At 67.7% G+C, this 19344-nt stretch carries 15 protein-coding genes; 4 read left to right on the forward strand and 11 right to left on the reverse strand.

Annotation, left to right across the window (positions count from 1 at the left end):
* Positions 1–22: 22 nt before the first annotated feature.
* The 7 genes from AB4Y79_RS13455 to AB4Y79_RS13485 all read right to left on the reverse strand — a co-directional run bounded on the left by AB4Y79_RS13455 (position 23) and on the right by AB4Y79_RS13485 (position 8256).
* Complete coding sequence (locus AB4Y79_RS13455; protein WP_441862602.1) at positions 23–1663, reverse strand: GMC family oxidoreductase; 1641 nt, start codon at positions 1661–1663, stop codon at positions 23–25.
* Positions 1664–3202: an aldehyde dehydrogenase family protein gene (locus tag AB4Y79_RS13460; RefSeq protein WP_441862605.1), complete on the reverse strand. Its 1539-nt coding sequence runs from the start codon at positions 3200–3202 to the stop codon at positions 1664–1666.
* A 109-nt stretch (positions 3203–3311) separates the two neighbouring features.
* On the reverse strand, positions 3312–3938 hold the full coding sequence (locus tag AB4Y79_RS13465) for a TetR/AcrR family transcriptional regulator (RefSeq protein WP_441862608.1): 627 nt from the start codon (positions 3936–3938) through the stop codon (positions 3312–3314).
* Positions 3939–4011: 73 nt separating this feature from the next.
* Positions 4012–5277 (reverse strand): benzoate/H(+) symporter BenE family transporter, encoded by a 1266-nt coding sequence (locus AB4Y79_RS13470; protein WP_441862611.1) that lies wholly within the window; start codon positions 5275–5277, stop codon positions 4012–4014.
* A gap of 158 nt (positions 5278–5435) precedes the next feature.
* The gene (locus AB4Y79_RS13475; protein WP_441862614.1) at positions 5436–6416 is read right to left on the reverse strand and encodes an ABC transporter substrate-binding protein; all 981 of its coding nucleotides are present in this window, start codon (positions 6414–6416) and stop codon (positions 5436–5438) included.
* Between the two features lie 244 nt (positions 6417–6660).
* Positions 6661–7359: a type 1 glutamine amidotransferase domain-containing protein gene (locus tag AB4Y79_RS13480; RefSeq protein ID WP_441862617.1), complete on the reverse strand. Its 699-nt coding sequence runs from the start codon at positions 7357–7359 to the stop codon at positions 6661–6663.
* 24 nt (positions 7360–7383) lie between these two features.
* Positions 7384–8256, reverse strand: a complete 873-nt coding sequence (locus AB4Y79_RS13485) for an aldo/keto reductase (RefSeq protein ID WP_441862620.1) — start codon at positions 8254–8256, stop codon at positions 7384–7386.
* 142 nt (positions 8257–8398) lie between these two features.
* On the opposite strand from AB4Y79_RS13485, the gene AB4Y79_RS13490 reads away from it, so the two are divergent.
* From AB4Y79_RS13490 to AB4Y79_RS13500, 3 genes are all read left to right on the forward strand, one after another.
* Positions 8399–9394, forward strand: coding sequence for an LLM class flavin-dependent oxidoreductase (locus AB4Y79_RS13490; protein WP_441862623.1), 996 nt, complete (start codon positions 8399–8401; stop codon positions 9392–9394).
* 210 nt (positions 9395–9604) lie between these two features.
* Positions 9605–12235, forward strand: a complete 2631-nt coding sequence (locus AB4Y79_RS13495) for a trehalase-like domain-containing protein (protein WP_441862626.1) — start codon at positions 9605–9607, stop codon at positions 12233–12235.
* 65 nt (positions 12236–12300) lie between these two features.
* On the forward strand, positions 12301–13767 hold the full coding sequence (locus tag AB4Y79_RS13500; protein ID WP_441862629.1) for an MFS transporter: 1467 nt from the start codon (positions 12301–12303) through the stop codon (positions 13765–13767).
* Positions 13768–13831: 64 nt separating this feature from the next.
* Here the strand turns inward: AB4Y79_RS13500 and AB4Y79_RS13505 are convergent, their stop codons facing one another.
* The 4 genes from AB4Y79_RS13505 to AB4Y79_RS13520 form a co-directional block, all read right to left on the reverse strand.
* The gene (locus AB4Y79_RS13505; protein WP_441862632.1) at positions 13832–14965 is read right to left on the reverse strand and encodes an FAD-dependent oxidoreductase; all 1134 of its coding nucleotides are present in this window, start codon (positions 14963–14965) and stop codon (positions 13832–13834) included.
* A 33-nt stretch (positions 14966–14998) separates the two neighbouring features.
* Entirely contained in the window at positions 14999–15925 is a 927-nt protein-coding gene (locus AB4Y79_RS13510) for an AEC family transporter (protein WP_441862635.1), read from the reverse strand.
* A 53-nt stretch (positions 15926–15978) separates the two neighbouring features.
* Positions 15979–16404, reverse strand: coding sequence for an aspartate 1-decarboxylase (panD, locus tag AB4Y79_RS13515; RefSeq protein WP_441862637.1), 426 nt, complete (start codon positions 16402–16404; stop codon positions 15979–15981).
* Between the two features lie 79 nt (positions 16405–16483).
* Positions 16484–17398: a LysR substrate-binding domain-containing protein gene (locus AB4Y79_RS13520; protein WP_441862640.1), complete on the reverse strand. Its 915-nt coding sequence runs from the start codon at positions 17396–17398 to the stop codon at positions 16484–16486.
* Between the two features lie 169 nt (positions 17399–17567).
* Between AB4Y79_RS13520 and AB4Y79_RS13525 the strand changes: the two genes are divergently transcribed.
* Positions 17568–19016: an amino acid permease gene (locus AB4Y79_RS13525; protein WP_441862787.1), complete on the forward strand. Its 1449-nt coding sequence runs from the start codon at positions 17568–17570 to the stop codon at positions 19014–19016.
* Positions 19017–19344 lie beyond the last annotated feature (328 nt).

Here is a 19344-nt window from a genome sequence, read left to right on the forward strand (position 1 = left end):
CGGCCCCCTTAAGTCCTGCCGCTCAGGCGAGGGACGTGGTCAGCTCCTTCTCTCCCGTGGCGTCCGTGCCGGACTGCTGGGCCCGGATCAGGTCGGCGCAGCGCTCGCCGATCATCATGACGGTGATGTTGGGGTTGACGGTGATGTGTTCGGGCATGACGGAGGCATCGGCGACGCGGAGGCCGGTGACGCCCTTGACCCGCAGCTCCGGATCCAGCGGCGACATGGCGTCCTCGGCCGGGCCCAGGCGGACGGTGCCTACCGGGTGGTACACGGTGTTGTGGGTCTTGCGGATGTAGTCCCGCAGTTCCTCGTCCGTCTGCGCCTCGACGCCGGGCGACAGTTCGCGGCCGGTCCATTCCGCCATGGCGGGCTGGGCGGCGATTTCGCGGGCCTTGCGGATGCCGGCCACCATGACGCGCATGTCGTGGCCCTCCGGGTCCGTGAAGTAGCGCGGATCCACCATCGGCTTGTCGCGGAAGTCGCGGCTGCGCAGCCGGACGGTGCCGCGGGAGCGGGCGTGGGTGACGTTGGGCGTGAGGCTGAAGCCGTTCTCGGTGGTGGGGTAGCCGTGCCTCAGGGTGTTCATGTCGAACGGGACGGAGCCGTAGTGCATCATCAGGTCCGGCCGGTCCAGGCCATCCTCGGTGGGGGTGAAGATGCCGATTTCCCACCACTGCGTGGAGGTCTGGACCATCGGCTGCCTTGCCTCGAACTGCACCACGCCCTCGGGGTGGTCCTGCAGGTGCTCGCCCACGCCGGGAGAGTCCACCAGGACCTCGATGCCGTGGGCGGCCAGGTGCGCTGCCGGGCCGATCCCGGAGAGCATGAGCAGCTTGGGCGAGTCGATGGCGCCGGTGGACAGGACCACCTCGCGGTGCGCCGTGAGCCGGTGGGTCCGGCCGAATGCGGAGTCCACCACGTCCACGCCGGTGCAGCGCTTGTCCGCATCGAACACCAGCTGGCGGGCGCGGAGTCCGGTCAGCAGGGTGAAGTTGCTGCGCTCGATGATGGGGTGGATGTAGGAGACCGAGCTGGAGGCGCGGGTGCCGTCCGCCTGGCGGTTGATCTGGAAGAAGTTGGCGCCGTTCACCACGGTGGTGCCGGTGTTGAACTTCGCGCGGGGAATGCCCGCCTGCTCACAGGCGTCCAAGAGCGCGACGCCGGCGGGATCCGCCGGGGGCACGTTCATCAGGTGCACGGGGCCGGAGTCCCCGTGGTGCGGGGCGTCCGGACCGGCGTCCTGGTTGGTTTCCAGCCGCTTGTACAGCGGCCACGCGGCGTCAGCGTTCCAGCCGGTGGCGCCGTACTTGGACTCCCACTCGTCCAGGTCTTCACGCGGTGCCCAGAAGGCGATGCAGGAGTTGTGGCTGGAGCAGCCGCCCATCACCTTGGCCCGGGCATGCCGCATGAAGGAGTTGCCGTTTTCCTGAGGCTCCACCGGGTAGTCCCAGTCATAGCCGGATTCGAGCAGTTCCATCCAGCGGTCCAGCTGCAGGATCTCGGGGATGTTGCGGTCATCCGGGCCGGCCTCCACGAGGGCGACGGTGACGCCCGGGTCCTCGCTGAGGCGTGCAGCAACGGCCGCACCGGCGGATCCGCCGCCGATGACGATGTAATCGAACGAGCGCTCGGTGGCGTCATCGATGGTGTCGTAGTGCATCTAGTTCTCCTTGCCGTGGTCAGCGAACCAGCCGGTGACCTGCGGGCTGGTGTTCTGGTAGATGTGCTTGGCTTCCTGGTATTCGGCAAGGCCCGTGGGGCCGAGCTCGCGGCCCACGCCGGACTGGCCGAAGCCGCCCCACTCGGCCTGGGGGAGGTAGGGGTGGTAGTCGTTGATCCAGATGGTGCCGTGCCGCAGCCGGGATGCCACGCGTTGCGCCTTGCCGGCGTCCTGGGTCCAGACCGCCCCGGCGAGGCCGTAGATGGTGTCGTTGGCGGTGGCCACGGCTTCATCCTCGGCGCGGAACGTCTCGACGGTGACCACCGGACCGAATGCCTCATCGGTGACCACGGACATGCCGCGTTGCACCCGGTCCAGGATGGTGGGCTGGTAGTAGAACCCGTCGTCGTACTTCTCTCCCTGCGGTGCCGCGCCGCCGCACCGCAGCCGCGCACCCTCCTGGATGCCGCGCTGGACGTAGGCGTGCACCTTGTCGCGGTGGGCGGCGGAGATCAGGGGGCCGGTCTCGGCGTCGTCATCGAAGGGGCCGCCGAGCCGGATGTCCTGGGCGCGGCGGACCAGCTCGTCAACGAAGCGTTCGGCGATGGATTCCTCCACCACCAGCCGTGCGCCGGCCGAGCAGACCTGCCCCGAGTGGACGAACGCGCCGTTCAGGGCGTTGTCCACGGCGGCGTCGAAGTCGGCGTCCGCGAACACCACGTTGGGATTCTTGCCGCCCAGCTCCAGGGCCACCTTCTTGACGGTGGCCGCGGCGGTTGCGGCGATCCGCTTGCCGGTTTCCAGGCCGCCGGTGAAGGAGACGAGGTCGACGGCGGGATGTTCCGAAAGCGGTGCGCCAGCCGCCGCGCCGGCGCCGGTGACCAGGTTGGCCACCCCGTCCGGCAGGCCGAGGTCCTTCAACAGCTGCATGGCCAGGATGCTGGTGGACGGGGTCAGCTCGGAGGGCTTGAGGACGAAGGTGCAGCCGGCGGCCAGAGCAGGGGCGATCTTCCAGGCCGCCTGGAGCAGCGGGTAATTCCACGGCGTGATCAGGCCGCAGACGCCCACGGGTTCGTAGGCGATCCTGCTCACGACGCCGGGGTCCCCGGCGTCCACCACGCGGCCGGCCTGCTGCCCGGCGAGCCTGCCGAAGTACTCGAAGCACGCGGCGATGTCGTCCATGTCGATGCGGCTCTCGACCATCCGCTTTCCGGTGTTCAGGGACTCGGCGCGGGCGAACTTTTCCCGGCGTTCCCGCAGCCCGGCGGCGACCTTAAGGAGGAAGGTCCCGCGTTCGGGTGCCGGGACGGAGGACCAGACGCCGGAGTCGAAGGCGGCCCGGGCCGCGGCAATGGCGCGTTCGGCGTCTTCCCGGCCGGCCTCGGAGACCGTGGCCACCAGTTCGCTGTCGGCGGGGTTGCGGATCTCGCGGACACCGCCGGACGCGGCCGGCTCCCACTCGCCATTGATAAACAGGGTTGAGGCTGTCTCGGTTGCAGTGCTCTGGGCGGCTTCCCGCGCTGGTGTGGCGTAAGTCATAGGAAGGACAGTAACGCACATTGAACGACTGTTCAATACCTTTTTGAACAGTCGTTCAATGTTACTGCCGGGCCGCCCAAGCCCGGGGGAAGCCCGGGGAGCAGGCGGTTTAGTGCGGGTGGAGCTCGGCGTTCCCAACGCTTTCGTCGTGGACGGGCGCGAAGGCGATCTGTTCCGTACGCTCGATGCTTCGCTGGATGGCGGCCTTGTCCACGCCGAGAAGTGCCGTCAGCCACATGCCGTTTTGGATGACCACGATGTCCGCTGCCCGGTCCCGGCAGGCCTCCCAGGCCAGTGCGGGCCGGGCGCTGGAGACCAGCCCGGCCACCCCGTCGATGTAGCGGTCGAAGGCCGCCGCGTTGATCTGGGCATAGTCCTCGTCAGCCTGGGCGAGGGCCCAGAGGTGCAGGCGGAGCGATAGGTATCGGGTGGTGAGCAGATCGGAGCCGGCCACCCGCCGAAGCGCTTTGCGCAACTGTTCGTCCGGGGGCAAGGACGGGTCCGGCGCAACCAGCAGGAGGTCGTGTTCGTCCACCCGGCGCAGGGCAGCCCGGATCAGCGTGGTCTTGTCGTCGTAGTAGTAGTTCACCAGGCCCAGCGCCACGCCGGCCTCGCGCGCCACGGCACGCATGCTCACCCCTGCAATGCCATGGCGGGACAGCAGGTCCATCGCCGCCTCGAGGATGCGTGACTGCCTGTCCATCTGTTCGCCGGAGTTCACGGCATTCGTCCCCATCCGGCCAGACTATTGCCTAACCGGCCGGGAGTGCACTTTGCAGGACATCGGACGGTGCTGGGGGGCGGGGCCGTCAGGACTGGGCGTGGTCCGCGCGCTCAAGCACGCGGGACACCCCGTAGCCGATGACCAGTCCCCAGAAGGCTGCATGGATGTTGAGGAGGTTCATGCCGGAGATGGTCACCACGAACGTCACCAGCGAACCCAGGGTGAAGCTGGTGGCGAACGCCGTGACGAAGGCCTGCTGGAGGGCCCGCAGCATCGCGATGCCGCCCAGGGCCAGGACGAACTCCTTGGGCGCGGCCAGCATCAGCCGGGTCAGCGTGGGGGCGAACGCTGCGAATACCAGGGCCAGCAGGCCGTAGGCCACGGCAGCCGTGTATTGGCGTTGACGGGTCCCCGACGACGTCAAAAGGGCGTTGGTGGGACCTGTAACGCATGCCGAAACGGCGCCGAAGCCGGCGTTCAGTATTGAAAACGCGCCCGAGGCTATGGCGAAGGCATTCACTGGCGGACGATGTCCGGCGGCGCGGAGGACGGCGATGCCCTGGCCGTTCTGAACGAACAGCACGGTGAGGGCCAGGGGAACCACCAGTTCAAGCTGGGCAGCCCAGGTGAATTCCGGAGCGGTGAACACCGGGGTGGCCAGGAGCGGACCGCCGGGCGTCAGGTTGAACTGTCCGCTGGCCGCCACGGCAATGCCGCCTGCCGCCAGGGTGCCCAGGACCGGCGGCAAGAACCTGCCAAGCTTGGGAACGGCGGTGAGGACCAGGAACGCTGCCACCATCGGAGCCGCCACTGCCGGGTTGTCCTGGGTGGAGGTGACGATGTCTGTCCCGAACTTCAGGAACACCGCCGCAACCATGGCCATCACAATCGGCATGGGCACCAGGGCCATGGCCCTGCGCACCAACCCGGTGGCGCCCAGGACGAGGATAAGCACGCCGGAGGTGAAGAAGGCCCCGACGACTTGGGGGAAGGTCAGGTGCTGCAGGGAAGGTCCCAGGAGCACCGTGCCGGGGATGGACCAGGCGAAGCCCAGGGGCTGCCGGTATATGAGCGACATCAGCAGCGTGGCCGCCCCGGCGGAAAAGAGGATGCCAAAAACCCAGGACGACAGCTGGCCCTGGGTCAAGCCGCCCGCCGTCCCTACGGCCAGGGTGACCGCTATGGGTCCGGACGCCGCGAAGATGAGTCCGATTGCCCCGTTGGAAACATAGGACAGGCCCAGGTCCCGAAGGATTTGGCGTGGGCCGGCGGGCCGGATGCCCGGACGTTCCAGCAAGGGCTGCGGTGCCGGCGCCGGCGGGGCTGCCGGATCGTGGCGGGGACGGCTCATCGGGGCTCCTGGCTTGGGGGAAACCCTGAGGCGCTCCGAAGCATCAGCTCCGGAGCGCCTCCAGGGGTATCTCCCTGTTCGCGTGCTGCCCTGCTTTGCCAGGACGTAGTCATAAACTACTTCCTCGCCCTGTCCATCGGTATGGGGGCGGGGGCCGCCTACTTCTTGGGCAGGCCCGCCGGGTTCAGTTCGGACTTCTGGATGGCCTCGGAGGAAAGGCCCCAGCGGTCCAGGATCTTGGCGTAAGTGCCGTCGTCAATCAGGTGGTTCAGTGCAGCCTGCGCGGCAACCGCCAGGCCGTTGCCTTTCTTGGCGGTGAAGGCGATCTGCGCCGTCAGCGGCCAGCCGCCGTTCAGCGTGCCCACCTGCTTCGTCTTCCCGTCCTGCGCGGACTTGTACGCCGCGGCGGCGTTGGGTCCGAACGTGAGGTCCACACGTCCGGACTGGAGGGCCAGGCTTGAGGCCGAGTCGTCGTCGTAATACTGGAACTGGACCGGCGCCAGGCCGTTCTTCTTGTTCTCCTCGTCCCAGCGCACCAGGATCGCTTCCTGGTTGGTGCCCGAGCCCACGATGATCCTCTTGCCGGCCACGTCCTTGGCTTCCTTGACCTCACCGATGCCGGAGTCGCTCTTGGCGTAGAAACCCAGCAGGTCGTTGCGGTACGTGGCGAAGTCGAACTTTTCCTTGCGCGCCTCGGTGACGGTCACGTTGGACAGCACGGCCTCGTACTTGGACGATTCGATGCCCAGCGGCCAGTCAGCCCAGGCGACGGGCAGGACCTCGACGTCCAGCCCCAGGGCCTCACCCACGGCGTAGGCGATGTCCACCTCGCTGCCGATCAGGGTCTTGTTGTCCGTGGCGAACAGGCTCAACGGCGCCGCCCCGCCCGTGGTCACCACGGTGAGCTTGCCGTCGGCCTTGACCGCCTCAGGCACCAGGGCCGCTGCCGCGGAGTCCTTGGTCACCGGGAAGCGGTCCTGCTGCGGTGACAGGTTGAAGGTCTTGCCCGCGGCGCCGGCAGTGGATGGCGACGACGGTGCTGTCGCCGCCGAGGCGCCCGGGTCGGAGCAAGCGGACAGCCCCAGCAGCGCTGCGACGGCAAGCGCCACGACGGCGGACGGCTTGGGTTTGGGAGCCAATGGTTCCTCCTTGGAGGTGGGTGGGGATGCGGCGGAATGTGCGCGTTGCAGCAACTATCCGGCAGCCCCGCCGGGGGAACCAAAGGCCGCGAAACCCGGAGATACAGGGAGTAACGGCGGTTAACCTCAGGACCGCGGCGGTCATATTCCGGGCCCGCTCCGTACGCCTGCGGCACGCAAAGAGGGGACCAGTCCACTGCGAACTGGTCCCCTGTTTTACTGCGTCAGGGTTGGCACCGGGTCCTTATGACAGCGCCGCCAGGACTTCCTTGGCCACTGCCTCGCTGGACTGTGGGTTCTGCCCGGTGATGAGGTTGCCGTCCCGCACCACGTTGGAGGACCAGGCGGCCCCGTTCTCCACCACGGCGCCCTTGTCCTTGAGCGCGTCTTCCACCATCCACGGCGTGTTCTCACCCGTGCCGCCGCCGAGTTCTTCCTCGTTGCTGAAGACCGTCAGGCGCCGGCCCTTGAAAGCGAACCCGCCGTCGTCGTCCGTTGCACCCAGCAGCCCGGCCGGGCCGTGGCAGAACGGGGCGATGACCTTGCCGTCTTTGTCCGCTGCCACCAGCAGGCGGCCCAGGTCGGCATCCTTGAAGAGATCGGCCATGGGGCCGTGCCCGCCGGGCATCACCACGGCGTCATAGCCGTTGATGTCGACGTCGGCGAGGACCAGCGGGTGCGCCAGCTCGCCGTCGATCTTCGCCAGGTAGTCCCGGAAGCCCTGCGCGCGGTCCTCGCCGCCTGCCGATTCGGGGGCCAGGCTCACCTGGTCCACCGTGGGCTTCCTGCCGCCGGGGGTGGCGATGCGGACGGTGTTCCCGGCATCGGTCAGGGTCTGGTGGGATACCACCAGTTCCTCGGCCCAGTAGCCGGTGGGGTGTTCGCTGCCGTCCTTCATGGTGAGGGAATCTGCGGCCGAGACGACCATCAGGATGTTTGCCATGGTGTTTCTCCTGTCTCTGGGTTTCTACTTGCCGGCGGCTTCGAGCTCGGCGTACGTATCGTCGTCGAGCGTGATGCCTGCGGCGGCCATGTTTTCTTCGAGGTGGGCCACGGAACCGGTGCCGGGGATGGGCATCATCGCGGGGGAGCGGCGCAGCAGCCAGGCGAGGGCCACCTGGGAGGTGGTGGCGCCCAGGCGCTTGGCGGCTTCATCCAGCGGTCCGCCCGGCTTGGCGAGTTCGCCCGCGGAAATGGGTGCCCACGGGATGAACCCGATGCCATTGTCTTCCGAGTACCGCAGCACGTCCTCAGAGGACCGGTCGGTCAGGTTGTAGCGGTTCTGGACAGTGGACACGGTGAAGTGCTTTCCGGCCGCTTCCAGCTCCGCCACGCCCACCTGCGAGAGGCCCAGGGCACGGACCTTGCCCTCGTCCTGGAGTTGGCGCAGCACGCCGAACTGTTCCTCGGCGTCCACCTTGGGATCGATCCTGTGCAGCTGCAGCAGGTCCAGGGTGTCCACCTTCAGCTTGCGCAGGCTCAGTTCCGTCTGCTGGCGCAGGTATTCGGGACGGCCCACGGGGATCCACTTGTTGGGACCGGTGCGGGTGAAGCCCACCTTGGTGGCGATCTTCAGCCCCGCCTTGTAGGGGTGCAGGGCCTCGGCGATGATTTCCTCGCTGATGTTGGGGCCATAGGAGTCTGCGGTGTCGATGAAATCCACGCCGAGCTCCACGGCGCGGCGCAGTACGGACACGGCGGCGGCGCGGTCTGCGGGCTCACCCCAGACCCCGTCGCCCACGATGCGCATGGCACCAAAACCGAGCCGGTGCACGGTTCCCAAGTCCTTGAGGTCGATCGTTCCGGACAGTTCCAGCTGCTTCGTTGAATCTTGGCTCATAGGGGCGGCAACATCATCAGTGTGCTGAGTATTCCGCATCTCACAGAAATAAGCCGGGGCCCGCCGTCGTTATGCACTTAGTGCCCGCCGCAGTCCGGCCGGCACGCACCCTCGCAACGTTCTTGAAAGGCCGGCACCTGACGTGACTCTTCCCCTCTCCATCCTTGACCTGGCAACCATCGGCAAAGGCCAGACGGCGGCGGAGAGCTTCGCGGGCAGCGTGGCCATGGCGCAGAGCGCCGAGAAGCTGGGGTACCGGCGGGTCTGGTACGCGGAGCACCACAACATGTCCTCCATCGCTTCCTCCGCCACCAGCGTGCTGATCGCGCACGTGGCTGCCCACACAGAGAGCATCCGGCTGGGCGCCGGGGGCATCATGCTGCCCAACCACTCGCCGCTGACCATCGCGGAACAGTTCGGAACCCTGGAAACCCTGCACCCGGGCCGGATCGACCTGGGCCTGGGCCGGGCACCGGGCAGTGACCAGAACACCATGCGTGCCCTGCGCCGGGACCCGATGTCCGCGGACAGCTTCCCGCAGGACGTCCTTGAACTGCAGGGCTACCTGACCGGCCCCACCCGCATCGAGGGCGTCGAGGCCACCCCGGGCAAGGGGACCAACGTTCCGCTGTACATCCTGGGCTCGTCCCTGTTCGGCGCCCGGCTGGCGGCGCAGTTTGGCCTGCCCTACGCCTTCGCCTCGCACTTTGCCCCCGCCGCCCTGCAGGACGCCGTGGCCATTTACCGCCGCGAGTTCAAGCCCTCCGCGCAGCTGGATGCGCCGCACGTGATCGCCGGCGTCAACGTGATCGCCGCCGATTCCGCTTCCGAGGCGCAGGCCATGTTCCAGGCCACCAAGCGTGCCCGCGTCTCGCTGTTCTTCGGCGGCGGCCGCGAGTTCACTGACGATGAGGCGGACATGATCCTGGACTCCCCGCAGGGACAGCACGTCGCCCAGATGATGCGCTACTCTGCGGTGGGGACGCCGGACGCCGTGGTGGACTACCTGGCTGATTTCGGCAAGCACGCCGACGCCGACGAACTCATCGTGGCGCACCAGAGCACCGGCACCGAGGCGCGGCTGCGCTCCGTCGAGCTGCTGGCCGAGGCCGCCGGACTGGCCAGGGTGGGCGCCTGAGGGCTTCGCCGCACGCGGTGCCCCCGGGCCCTGTCCGCTGCTTTTACACGGACGCAATGAAAGCGACTTTCGGGGGAAACCCCCGCGGCTGAAGATGGGTACTGCCCCGTCAGGGATTGCTGGGATTTCCGGGCGGGGCACCAACCGGTAGTCCGCAGGCGATCCAGCGGCTGTGTTCCCGGCCTGGTCCTGCCTCGAAGGGGTACCTGGATGCCTACGCCGTTGAACCAAAGCGTGGCGGAATCCGCGCTGCTCACCCGCTCCCTCCCGCTGGACATGCTCCGCACCTTCATCCAGTCGGACGCGGCCGGCAACGGGCTGACCCCGGGGCTCTTGGCTGAACTCAAGGTGCTGGCCCGCGTACCGTCCCTGCTGGTGGCCTGCAACTACGGCGGGACCCTGTGCGAGGCCGAAGGCATCTCCACCGAGGTCCTTCCCCTGGGCAATGCGGCCATCGCCCTGCGCGCTCTGGCGGCACTGCCCAACACCCACGCGGCAATCATTTCGGGCCGGTCACTCCGTGACCTGGCGGCGGTGTCGCGGTTGCCCGTGGAGGTGCACCTCATCGGGTCGCACGGAGCGGAGCCGGACATGGGCTTCGCGCACGCCCAAACGCTGGCCACCGAATCCGTCCTGCAAAAGGTCAACACCGCCCTTAACGAGGCCGTGGGCTTCCAGGAGGGCATCTGGATTGAACGCAAACCCGTGGCGGTGTCCGTCCACACCCGGCCTGCACCGCCGGAGGTGGTGGAATCGGTAACGGAAACCGCCCGCGAGATTGCCCGCCTCCATGGGCTCTTCTTCATCGTGGACGGCTCCGTGCTGGACCTCTCCGTGGTGGAACCATCCAAGGCCGAGGCGCTGGAAATCCTGCGGTCCCGGCTCGGGGCAAGCGCCGCCATGTTCGCCGGGGATGCCTACAGCGATGAACTGGCCATCGCCACCCTGCGCGGCCCGGACCTGGGGCTGCGGGTAGGGCCGGGGGAGACCGCCGCCGCGCATCGTGTCCGTGACCCGGAAGCCTTCGCCCGCGTCCTTGCCCTCCTCTTCGAACTGCGCCGGGCCTGGTTGTTCGGGGAGGACGCCGTGGGCCTGGAACGGCACTCGATGATCGGCAACGGATCCTCCACCGCGCTGCTGACCCCGGACGCGAAGATCTGCTGGATGAGCCACCCGCTGCCGGATTCCGGGTCCCTGTTTGCCCACATCCTGGGCGGCGACGCCGCCGGCCACTTCTCCGTCGAACCGGTCAAAGCCTCACAGGTGCTGGGCCAGCGGTATGTGGACAGCACCATGATCGTCGAAACCCGGTGGGCGGACGTCACGGTTACCGACTACCTGGAGCCCGCCCCGGACGGCATTACCAGCCTGGTGCGGGTGCTGTCCGGCCATGGCGCCGCCAGGATCACCTTCGCTCCCCGGCCGGACTACGCCAACGCGCCGTTCAGCCTGGAGGCCCGCGGCGGAGAACTGCACGTGGTGGGAACCTCTGAGCCCATCATCCTTTTCGCTCCGGGCGTGACCTTCAGCATCACCTCGGACGGCGTCCACGCTACAGCCACGGCTTCCGTGAACCTGCAGGACGGCCCGGTGGTGTTGAACCTGCGCTGCGGCGATACCGAACCGCAGCCCGCGGACCCTCAGGGTGAGACGGAGCGGCGGGCCGGAGTGGCGCTGCGCTCACGCCAGTGGGTGCAGGACCTCGCCCTGCCCTCCGTCAAACCCTCCCTGGTGCGGCGCTCGGCCCTGGTGCTCCGCGCCTTGGTGCATGAGCCCACGGGCGCCGTCCTCGCCGCGCCCACCACGTCCCTGCCCGAGGGGATCGGCGGGACACGGAACTGGGATTACCGGTACTGCTGGCTCCGGGACGGGTCCATGACGGTCAACGCGCTGGTGGACCTGGGCTCCACCGCTGAGGCGGCGGGCTTCCTGGACTGGCTGGGCCGCATCCTCGAGCACGCACCCGGCCCCGAATGGCTGCACCCCCTGTACTCGGTGACCGGCGCGCCGCTCTCCACGGAGGCCGTCGTCGACAGCCTCCCGGGGTACGCCGGTTCCCGCCCGGTGCGGATCGGAAACGCCGCGGACCACCAGGTCCAGCTCGACGTCTTTGGGCCCGTCGCCGAACTGATCCATGCGCTCAGTGAACGGGAGGGCTCCCTTGACGACCCCCACTGGGAACTGATGGTGCAGATGGCATCGGCCGTCCTGGCCCGTTGGCACGAACCGGACCACGGGATCTGGGAGGCCCGGCGAGCGGCCCGCCACCACGTCTATTCAAAGGTGATGTGCTGGGTCACCCTCGACCGGGCGCTGCGGACGGCGGACCGCCATGGCCGCCAGCCGGACCCGGCCTGGGCGCCGACGGCGGCCACCATCCGCGATGAGGTGCTGCGCGAGGGCTGGGACGAATCGGCCCAGTCCTACACGGTGGCCTACGACAGCCCCGACCTCGACGCCGCCGTCCTGCACATCGGGCTTTCGGGCCTGCTGGAGGTCACGGACCAGCGCTTCCTGGACACCGTCACCGCCGTGGAACGGGAACTGCGGGTGGGCCCCACCGTGTTCCGCTACCGGTACGACGACGGCCTGCCGGGCCTGGAGGGCGGGTTCCACATCTGCACCACGTGGCTGATCGAAGCCTACGTTGCCGTGGGCCGCATCGATGAGGCCTGGGACCTGTTCGACCAGTTGGTGAACCTCTTCGGCCCCACCGGACTGCTCCCGGAGGAATACGACCCCGGCACCGAGACCCACTTGGGCAACCATCCGCAGGCCTATTCGCACCTGGGCTTCATCCGCTGCGCCCGGCTCCTGGACGCACACCAGGGCAGACGGTAGTCGGCGTCGGTCGTGGGTACCTAGAGTGGAGGTAACAGGGACCCAAAAAGACTGAAACGAGACTGATGATGACCGCCCGCGCCCAGGGAGTGGGGTTCCGTTCCGAACGGGGCCCGATTCTCATCGCTTTGATGCTGTCCACCGGACTGGTGGCCATCGATTCCACCATCGTCGCCACCGCTGTGCCGTCGATCGTCCGCGACGTGGGCGGCTTCTCCTCCTTCCCCTGGCTCTTCTCCGCCTACCTCCTGGCGCAGGCGGTTTCGGTGCCCATCTACGGCAAACTGTCCGACATGACAGGCCGCAAGCCCATCATCCTCACTGGTATTGGCCTGTTCCTGCTTGGCTCGGTCCTCTGCGGCGTGGCGTGGAGCATGCCCTCCCTGATCGCCTTCCGGGCACTGCAGGGACTCGGCGCGGGTGCGGTGCTGCCGGTTGCCGTCACCATCGCCGGCGACATCTACACGCTTCAGGAACGCGCCAAGGTCCAGGGCTACCTGGCCAGCGTGTGGGCCGTCTCCTCGGTGGTGGGCCCCAGCCTGGGCGGCATCTTCTCCGCGCTGGGCATCTGGCGCGGCATCTTCCTGGTCAACGTGCCGCTCTGCCTGCTGGCGGGCTGGATGCTGGTCCGCACCCTCCACGAGGACGTGGAACGCGCCAAGCACAAAGTGGATTATGCCGGCGCGGTGCTGCTGGCAGGATCCCTGGGCCTGCTGATCCTCGGCGCCCTGCAAGGCGGCCAGGCCTGGGCGTGGAACTCTCCCATCAGCATTGCCGTGTTCACGGTGGGCGCCGTCCTGCTGGTCGCGTTCCTCCTGGTGGAGCGGCGCGCGGCGGAACCCATCCTGCCGGCATGGGTGGTGTCCCGCCGCCTGCTGGCTACCACCACCCTGGTGTCCTTCGGGGTCGGGGCGGTCATGATCGGCCTGACCTCCTACGTGCCCACCTACCTGGAGGGTGCCCTGTCCTCCTCGCCGCTGGTGGCCGGCCTGGCGCTCGCCGCCCTGACCCTCGGCTGGCCCCTCAGCGCCTCGCAGGCCGGCAAGTTCTACCTGAGGATCGGCTTCAAATCCACCGCCCTGATCGGCATCGCCATTTCCGTGGCGGGGCTGCTGATCCTGGCGCTGACGGCCTCTTCGCCCAACGTGGCGCTGATCGCCATCAGCTGCTTCATCGTCGGGCTCGGCCTGGGCCTGCTGGCCACGCCCACGCTCATCTCCGCCCAGTCCAGCGTGCCGTGGCACGAACGCGGCGTGGTGACCAGCACCAACATGTTCGCCCGTTCCATCGGCAGCGCCCTCGGCGTGGCCGTCTTCGGTGCCGTGGCCAATGCCATCTACGGCGGCAGCAGCGGCGGCAACACCGATCCCGCCACGGTGATCAGCGCATCCGGGGCCGTATTCCTGGCGGCGCTGGTGGCCGGGCTGATCACCGTGGCAGCCGTGCTGGCCATGCCGGCGGTGAAGGCTGATGACGCCGGGAAGGCAGAGGAGCAGCCGGTCCCCACCAGCGTGGAGGGCAGCCAGAACTAGCGGGACGCCCCGGCCAGCGGGCAGCTCCAGCTACTGGGCAGCTCCAGCTACCGGGCAGCTCCAGCTACCGGGACGCCCGGAAGATGGCCGGCGCGTCCCGCGTCCCGGTAGCAAGGTCCGCCAGGATCCGGCCGATCACCGGCGTGAACTTGAAGCCGTGGCCGGAGAACCCTGCGCCGATCACCACCGGCCCCACCCGGTCCAGGATGAAGTCCTCGTCAGGGGTGGTGGTGTAGGTGCAGCTGATGGCCTCGAACTGCTCTGCGTCGACGCCCGGGAGCCACTGCCGGGCGTAGTCCTGCAGGGCGGCGAGCTGGGCCGGCTCCGGCAGGAAATCCCGGTGGTCCGGATCCACAACGGGGCCCACACCGTGCCAGCCGGCCTTGATGCCTTCGCCGGGGGTCCGCATGCCGTACACGGGGGAGTACCAGCCCCGGTAGTCCGCGCCCGGGTAGTGGTTGAACCCCGGCCACACTGCCCCGGCGTCCGCCACCCGGAAATGCGCCGGCTGCTCCTGCGTGACCCGCAGCTTCGGGATCCGCACACCGGGCGCATCCTTCCCGGCGGCGGTGGCCAGCAGCTTCTCCGTCCAGCCGCCGGCAGTCACCACCGCCTGGGCTGCGGTGACCACCTCGGTGCCCGCAGCGTCTTCGAGCGTCAGCCGCACGCCGTCGTCGAACACCTCGAAGTCCACCACCTTGGTGTGGTGCCTGATCTCGGCGCCCCGGGCCGCGGCCAGCCGCTGGAACGCAGGAAGCGCTGCCTCCGGATTGAGCTGGCCGCCGTCGGGCATATGCAGGACCTGCCGGTCGAAGCGGATGCCGCGCCACCGCTCACCGGCTTCCTCCGGCGCCAGGAATTCGGCGCGGATCCCGGCCGACGTGAGCGCGGAGGCAACCTGCTGCGGGTCGAAACCGGGCCCGTGGTTGACGATGCCCGTGCGCGCCAGCAGCTGCCCGCCGCTTTCCTGCTCCAGTTCCTCCCACAGCGACAATCCCTCAGCCAACATGGCCACGTAGTCCGGCTGGTGGTAGCCGGGATTCAGGTTCCGGGTGGCGCCGTGCGACGCGCCGATCTTGTGTCCGGGACCGAATTGCTCCACCAGCGTCACCTGGCGGCCGCGGCGGGAAAGCGCCCAGGCGGCGGCCGAGCCCATGGCGCCGCCGCCGATCACCACGGTGTCAAGAATGGTATTCATCAGCCCTCCAAGCTGGGGTCATGCGGTCAAAAGCTATGCCAACAGGAGCGCGACGCCGATCATCGCCGGCACCGCCACCACGGTGGTGATCAGCACGGTGTCCTTGGCCACGGTGAGCCCGGTCTGGTAGCGGCTGGCGGCGACGAACACGTTCTGGGCAGTGGGCAGCGCCGAGGTGACCACCACCGCGAACAGGGCGTGGCCATCCATCCCGAGCGCAAAGCGGGCGAAAACGTAGGCGAGGGCCGGCTGGACGGCAAGCTTGAAGCCACTCGCCAGCAGGGTGTCCACGCGGCGCCGGGCGGAGGCCTGCAAGGGGCGGGTGCCGTTCAAGCTCATCCCGAACGCGATCAGCATGGCGGGAATCGCGGCGCCGCCGATCAGGTGGATGGGCTCCATCACCAGCGGCGGGACCTGGAATCCGGTGCCGGCCACCACCAGGCCCAGGGCGGAGCCGACGATCATCGGGTTCCGCAGGATCATCAGCACAAAGCGCAGGGGAGTGGTGCGGTGGGCGCTGGTGCTTGAATCGAGGAGCATCAGGAACATCGGAGTGAAGAACGCCAGCTGGAAGATCAGCAGCGGTGCCACGTAGCTGGCGTCACCCAGGACATATACCGCGATGGGAATACCCAGGTTTGCCGAGTTCGCCAGCGAGGCCGACATGGCGGACATCAGCGATTCCGGGAGCGCCCGCTTCAGCCAAAACCGTGCGAGCAGGAAAAAGATTGATGCCGTGGTGATCGCTGCCACCGCCGTCACCAGCAAAGGCTCGGCGAAGACCTCGTGGAGACGCGCCTTGCTCAGGGTTTCGAAAAGCAGCGCGGGGCTCGCCACGAAGAAGGTCAGGCCGCTCAGTACCGGCCGCGCGTTCTCGCCCAGGATGTTCTGCCGGCCAACGAACCATCCCACCAGGATGATGCACCAGACCACGAAGAATCCCGCCAGGACCCCTAGCACGGGATCCCTCCGCGAGCGCGGCGGAAGCGTCTACCGGAGTTCACGCCCCGGGTTCAGAGGGTGGCGTTGTTCAGCGCGAACGGCGGACGCGTCATGCCGGCGGTGAGGCCCTCGGCGGGGTCGTTGCCCAGTTGGATGATCCGGTTGTCCTGGTCCACATGGACCACCCGGGGCTCGTACGCCTTGGCTTCCTCAGTGGTCATCTGCGCGTAGGTAATAAGGATGACAATGTCGTTCTCGTGCATGAGGTGCGCCGCCGCACCATTGATGCCGATCACGCCGGAGCCGCGCTCACCTGCGATGGTGTACGTCTCCAGCCGCGCCCCGTTGGTGACGTCCACGATGGACACCAGCTCGCCGGGAAGGATGTCCGCAGCCTCAAGCAGGTCAAGGTCAACGGTGACCGAGCCGACGTAATGCAGGTCGGCGTGCGTGACGGTGGCCCGGTGGATTTTGGACTTGAACATTGTTCGATTCATAACGGGTCCAGTCTAGACCCGTGCTCACTCACCCCGCAGTGACGCAGGAAACACAGGAGTCACGGACGACGACGGCCGGTCACCCGGCGTCGTTCCCCGCCACCGCCGCGGCGGCCGCGGCAAGCGTCTCGCGGGCTGCCAGGATCGCCGGGCGCTGTGCACTGGAGCGGCGGACCGAGGTGAAGATGGTGCGGTGCGGCTTGCCGGGAAGCTCAAGGAGTTCCGCCGTGGTGCCGCGGCCGGTCCACACCAGGTCCGGCATCAGCGCCACTGCGTTGCCGGACTCGATCAGGCGGGCCTGTGCCTGCAGGTCTGCGGTTTCAAAACGGACATCGGGCTCGAACCCGGCGCTGCGGCACGCCTGCTCCGCCCAGTGGCGGGACGCGGCACCCCGCGGTTCCATGACCCAGGCCAGGGCCGCCGTGTCCGCCAGCGACCGGATGGCCGGGCCGCCGCCGGAGGCCGGGGGAACGGCGAGCCGGATGGCGTCGGTGGTCAGCTTCACCCGGTCCAGTTCGGGGTAGCGCGGGGCAGCGTGCCCCGGGTACTGCTCAGCGACCACCAGGTCGAAGTCCCGCGCCCAGGTCTCGTGCAGCGCCGTCTCCGGCTCCCGCTGGATCATCTCGATCCGCACCTCGGGGTAGGCGGCGGCCATGCGCGTCAGCGTGTCCGGCATCAGCGCCAGCGCGGCCGATTGGAACACCGCGATCCGCACCGTCCCGGTCACCGTGGTCAGGGACGCGGCCAGGTCTGCCTCGGCCTGCTCCATGGTTTCGAGCAGCTGCGCGGTATGGGCAACGAGTACTTCGGCCTGGGGTGTGAGCTGCACGCGGCGCCCGGTTTTCCGGAGCAGCTCCACGCCTACCTCCTTCTCCAGGAGTGCAAGCTGCTGCGACACCGACGACGGGCTGTACTGCAGTGCCTCAGCCACCTCGGCGAGTGTCCCGCGGATGCTTAACTCACGCAGGAGCCGGAGCCGGCGGACGTCGAGCATAGCGGATTCCTGACTGAAACTAATCAATATTGGTTAGAAGGATTCACTTTATCTAACGCAACCGCCCACGCATACTGTTGGAACCGAGTTACCCCCGTCACAGCCAATTCACATGGCGTGCCGCGGCGGGGTCGCACCCCAAAAGCAGGAGTTCCTGATGAGTAGAGACATGACCCAGTCGATCATGCGGCGTAAGCCCATCGATGACATCGAAGAAGAAAGTAAGCACAGCGGCCTCTTCAAGTCCCTCGGGCTGTGGCAGCTCACCGCCATCGGTGTTGGCGGCATTATCGGCGTCGGCATCTTCTCGCTCGCGGGGCTGGTGGCGGCCGGCAGCGATGGAACTCCCGGGGTGGGGCCCGCGGTACTGATCTCCTTCCTGATCGCAGGCCTCGCCTCCGCGGCCGCGGCCCTCTCCTACGCGGAATTCGCGGGCATGATCCCGCGCGCCGGCTCGGCCTACACCTACGGGTATGTGGCGCTCGGGGAGGTTATCGGCTGGTTCATCGGCTGGGACCTGCTGCTGGAATACATTGCCATCGTCGCGGTGGTGGCCATCGGCATCTCCGGCTACCTGGACGCCTTCCTCGCCGGCATTGGCATCCACCTGCCGGCCGCGATGACCTCCACCTTTGACGAAGGCAAGGGCGGCATCATCAACGTCCCTGCCATCCTGGTTTGCCTCCTGGTCACCTGGATCCTGTCCCGCGGAACCAGGGCGTTCGGCAGGTTCGAACTCGTGGCCGTGGGCATCAAGGTGGTCCTGATCCTCTTCATCATCGGGCTTGGCGTGTTCTACATCGACACCAACAACTACAACCCGTTCATGCCCAGCGGCTTCGGCCCCGTGGTTGCCGGCTCCGCCACCGTCTTCTTCGCCGTGTTCGGCTACGACGCCATGAGCACGGCGGCCGAGGAAGCCAAGGACGGCAAGAAGCACATGCCCAAGGCCATCGTGCTCTCGCTCATCATTGCCATGCTGCTCTACGTTGCCGCCACGCTTGTCCTCACTGGCATGCAGAACTACAAGGACATCGACCCCAAGGCGGGCTTCGCCTCGGCGTTCACCTCCGTGGGCCTGCCGGTCATCGCCACCATCATCTCGGTGTTCGCCGTGCTGTCCATCCTCACCGTGATGCTCACCTTCCTCCTGGGCGTGACCCGCGTCTGGTTCTCCATGAGCCGCGACGGCCTGCTGCCGGGCTGGTTCGCCAAGACGGACCACAACGGCACGCCCCAGCGGGTCACCTGGATCGGTGGCATCGCCTCGGCCTTCCTGGCCGGCGTCTTCCCCATCAAGGCGGTCGCGGACCTGACCAATATCGGCATCCTGGCCGCGTTCGTCGTCGTCTGCCTGTCCGTGATCATCTTCCGTTACAAGCGGCCGGACGCGCCCCGTACCTTCCGCCTGCCCCTGATGCCCGTGATCCCGGCATTCGGTGTGCTCGCCTCGGCCTTCCTGATGCTGCAGCTGCACTGGGAAACCTGGCTGCGGTTCGTGGTGTGGCTCATCATCGGCCTGGTGATCTACTTCGGCTACGGACGCAAGCACTCGCTGATGAACCCCAACAGCCCGCGCCACCAGGAGCTCGCAGACATGCACCGCCCCCTGGCCTAACACCTCCCGACGCCCGCTCACGTCTGGCGGTTATTCCCGGAACGCCCGCTCACGTCTGGCGGTTTTTCCTGAAACGCCCGCTCACATTCGGTTAGAACAGGTACCCCTCCTGCGCATCACGTCCAGGAGGGGTCCTTGTTTATCCGCTAAATGTGAGCGGGCGTTTGGAATTTAAGCGCAGGATCTGAGCGGGGGTTGGGGGTATGGGCGTCAAAGGTGAGCGGGGGTTTTGAGGGCCTCGGAAGCATTGGCTTTTCTAACCTGTATTGGTTGGAAAAGATCGCTTTATCTTATGTGACTCGAAGCTCATACTGGTGGAAAGACCTCC

It is taken from the genome of Pseudarthrobacter sp. YAF2, from assembly GCF_052113345.1.
Taxonomy (GTDB): Bacteria; Actinomycetota; Actinomycetes; order Actinomycetales; family Micrococcaceae; genus Arthrobacter.

Coding starts and splice junctions, on each gene's coding strand:
- AB4Y79_RS13495 (WP_441862626.1), top strand. CDS start 9,605: ATGCCTACGCCGTTGAACCAAAGCGTGGCGGAATCCGCGCTGCTCACC.
- AB4Y79_RS13525 (WP_441862787.1), top strand. CDS start 17,568: ATGACCCAGTCGATCATGCGGCGTAAGCCCATCGATGACATCGAAGAA.
- AB4Y79_RS13500 (WP_441862629.1), top strand. CDS start 12,301: ATGATGACCGCCCGCGCCCAGGGAGTGGGGTTCCGTTCCGAACGGGGC.
- AB4Y79_RS13470 (WP_441862611.1), bottom strand. CDS start 5,277: ATGAGCCGTCCCCGCCACGATCCGGCAGCCCCGCCGGCGCCGGCACCG.
- AB4Y79_RS13465 (WP_441862608.1), bottom strand. CDS start 3,938: ATGGGGACGAATGCCGTGAACTCCGGCGAACAGATGGACAGGCAGTCA.
- panD (WP_441862637.1), bottom strand. CDS start 16,404: ATGAATCGAACAATGTTCAAGTCCAAAATCCACCGGGCCACCGTCACG.
- AB4Y79_RS13455 (WP_441862602.1), bottom strand. CDS start 1,663: ATGCACTACGACACCATCGATGACGCCACCGAGCGCTCGTTCGATTAC.
- AB4Y79_RS13480 (WP_441862617.1), bottom strand. CDS start 7,359: ATGGCAAACATCCTGATGGTCGTCTCGGCCGCAGATTCCCTCACCATG.
- AB4Y79_RS13520 (WP_441862640.1), bottom strand. CDS start 17,398: ATGCTCGACGTCCGCCGGCTCCGGCTCCTGCGTGAGTTAAGCATCCGC.
- AB4Y79_RS13505 (WP_441862632.1), bottom strand. CDS start 14,965: ATGAATACCATTCTTGACACCGTGGTGATCGGCGGCGGCGCCATGGGC.
- AB4Y79_RS13485 (WP_441862620.1), bottom strand. CDS start 8,256: ATGAGCCAAGATTCAACGAAGCAGCTGGAACTGTCCGGAACGATCGAC.
- AB4Y79_RS13460 (WP_441862605.1), bottom strand. CDS start 3,202: ATGACTTACGCCACACCAGCGCGGGAAGCCGCCCAGAGCACTGCAACC.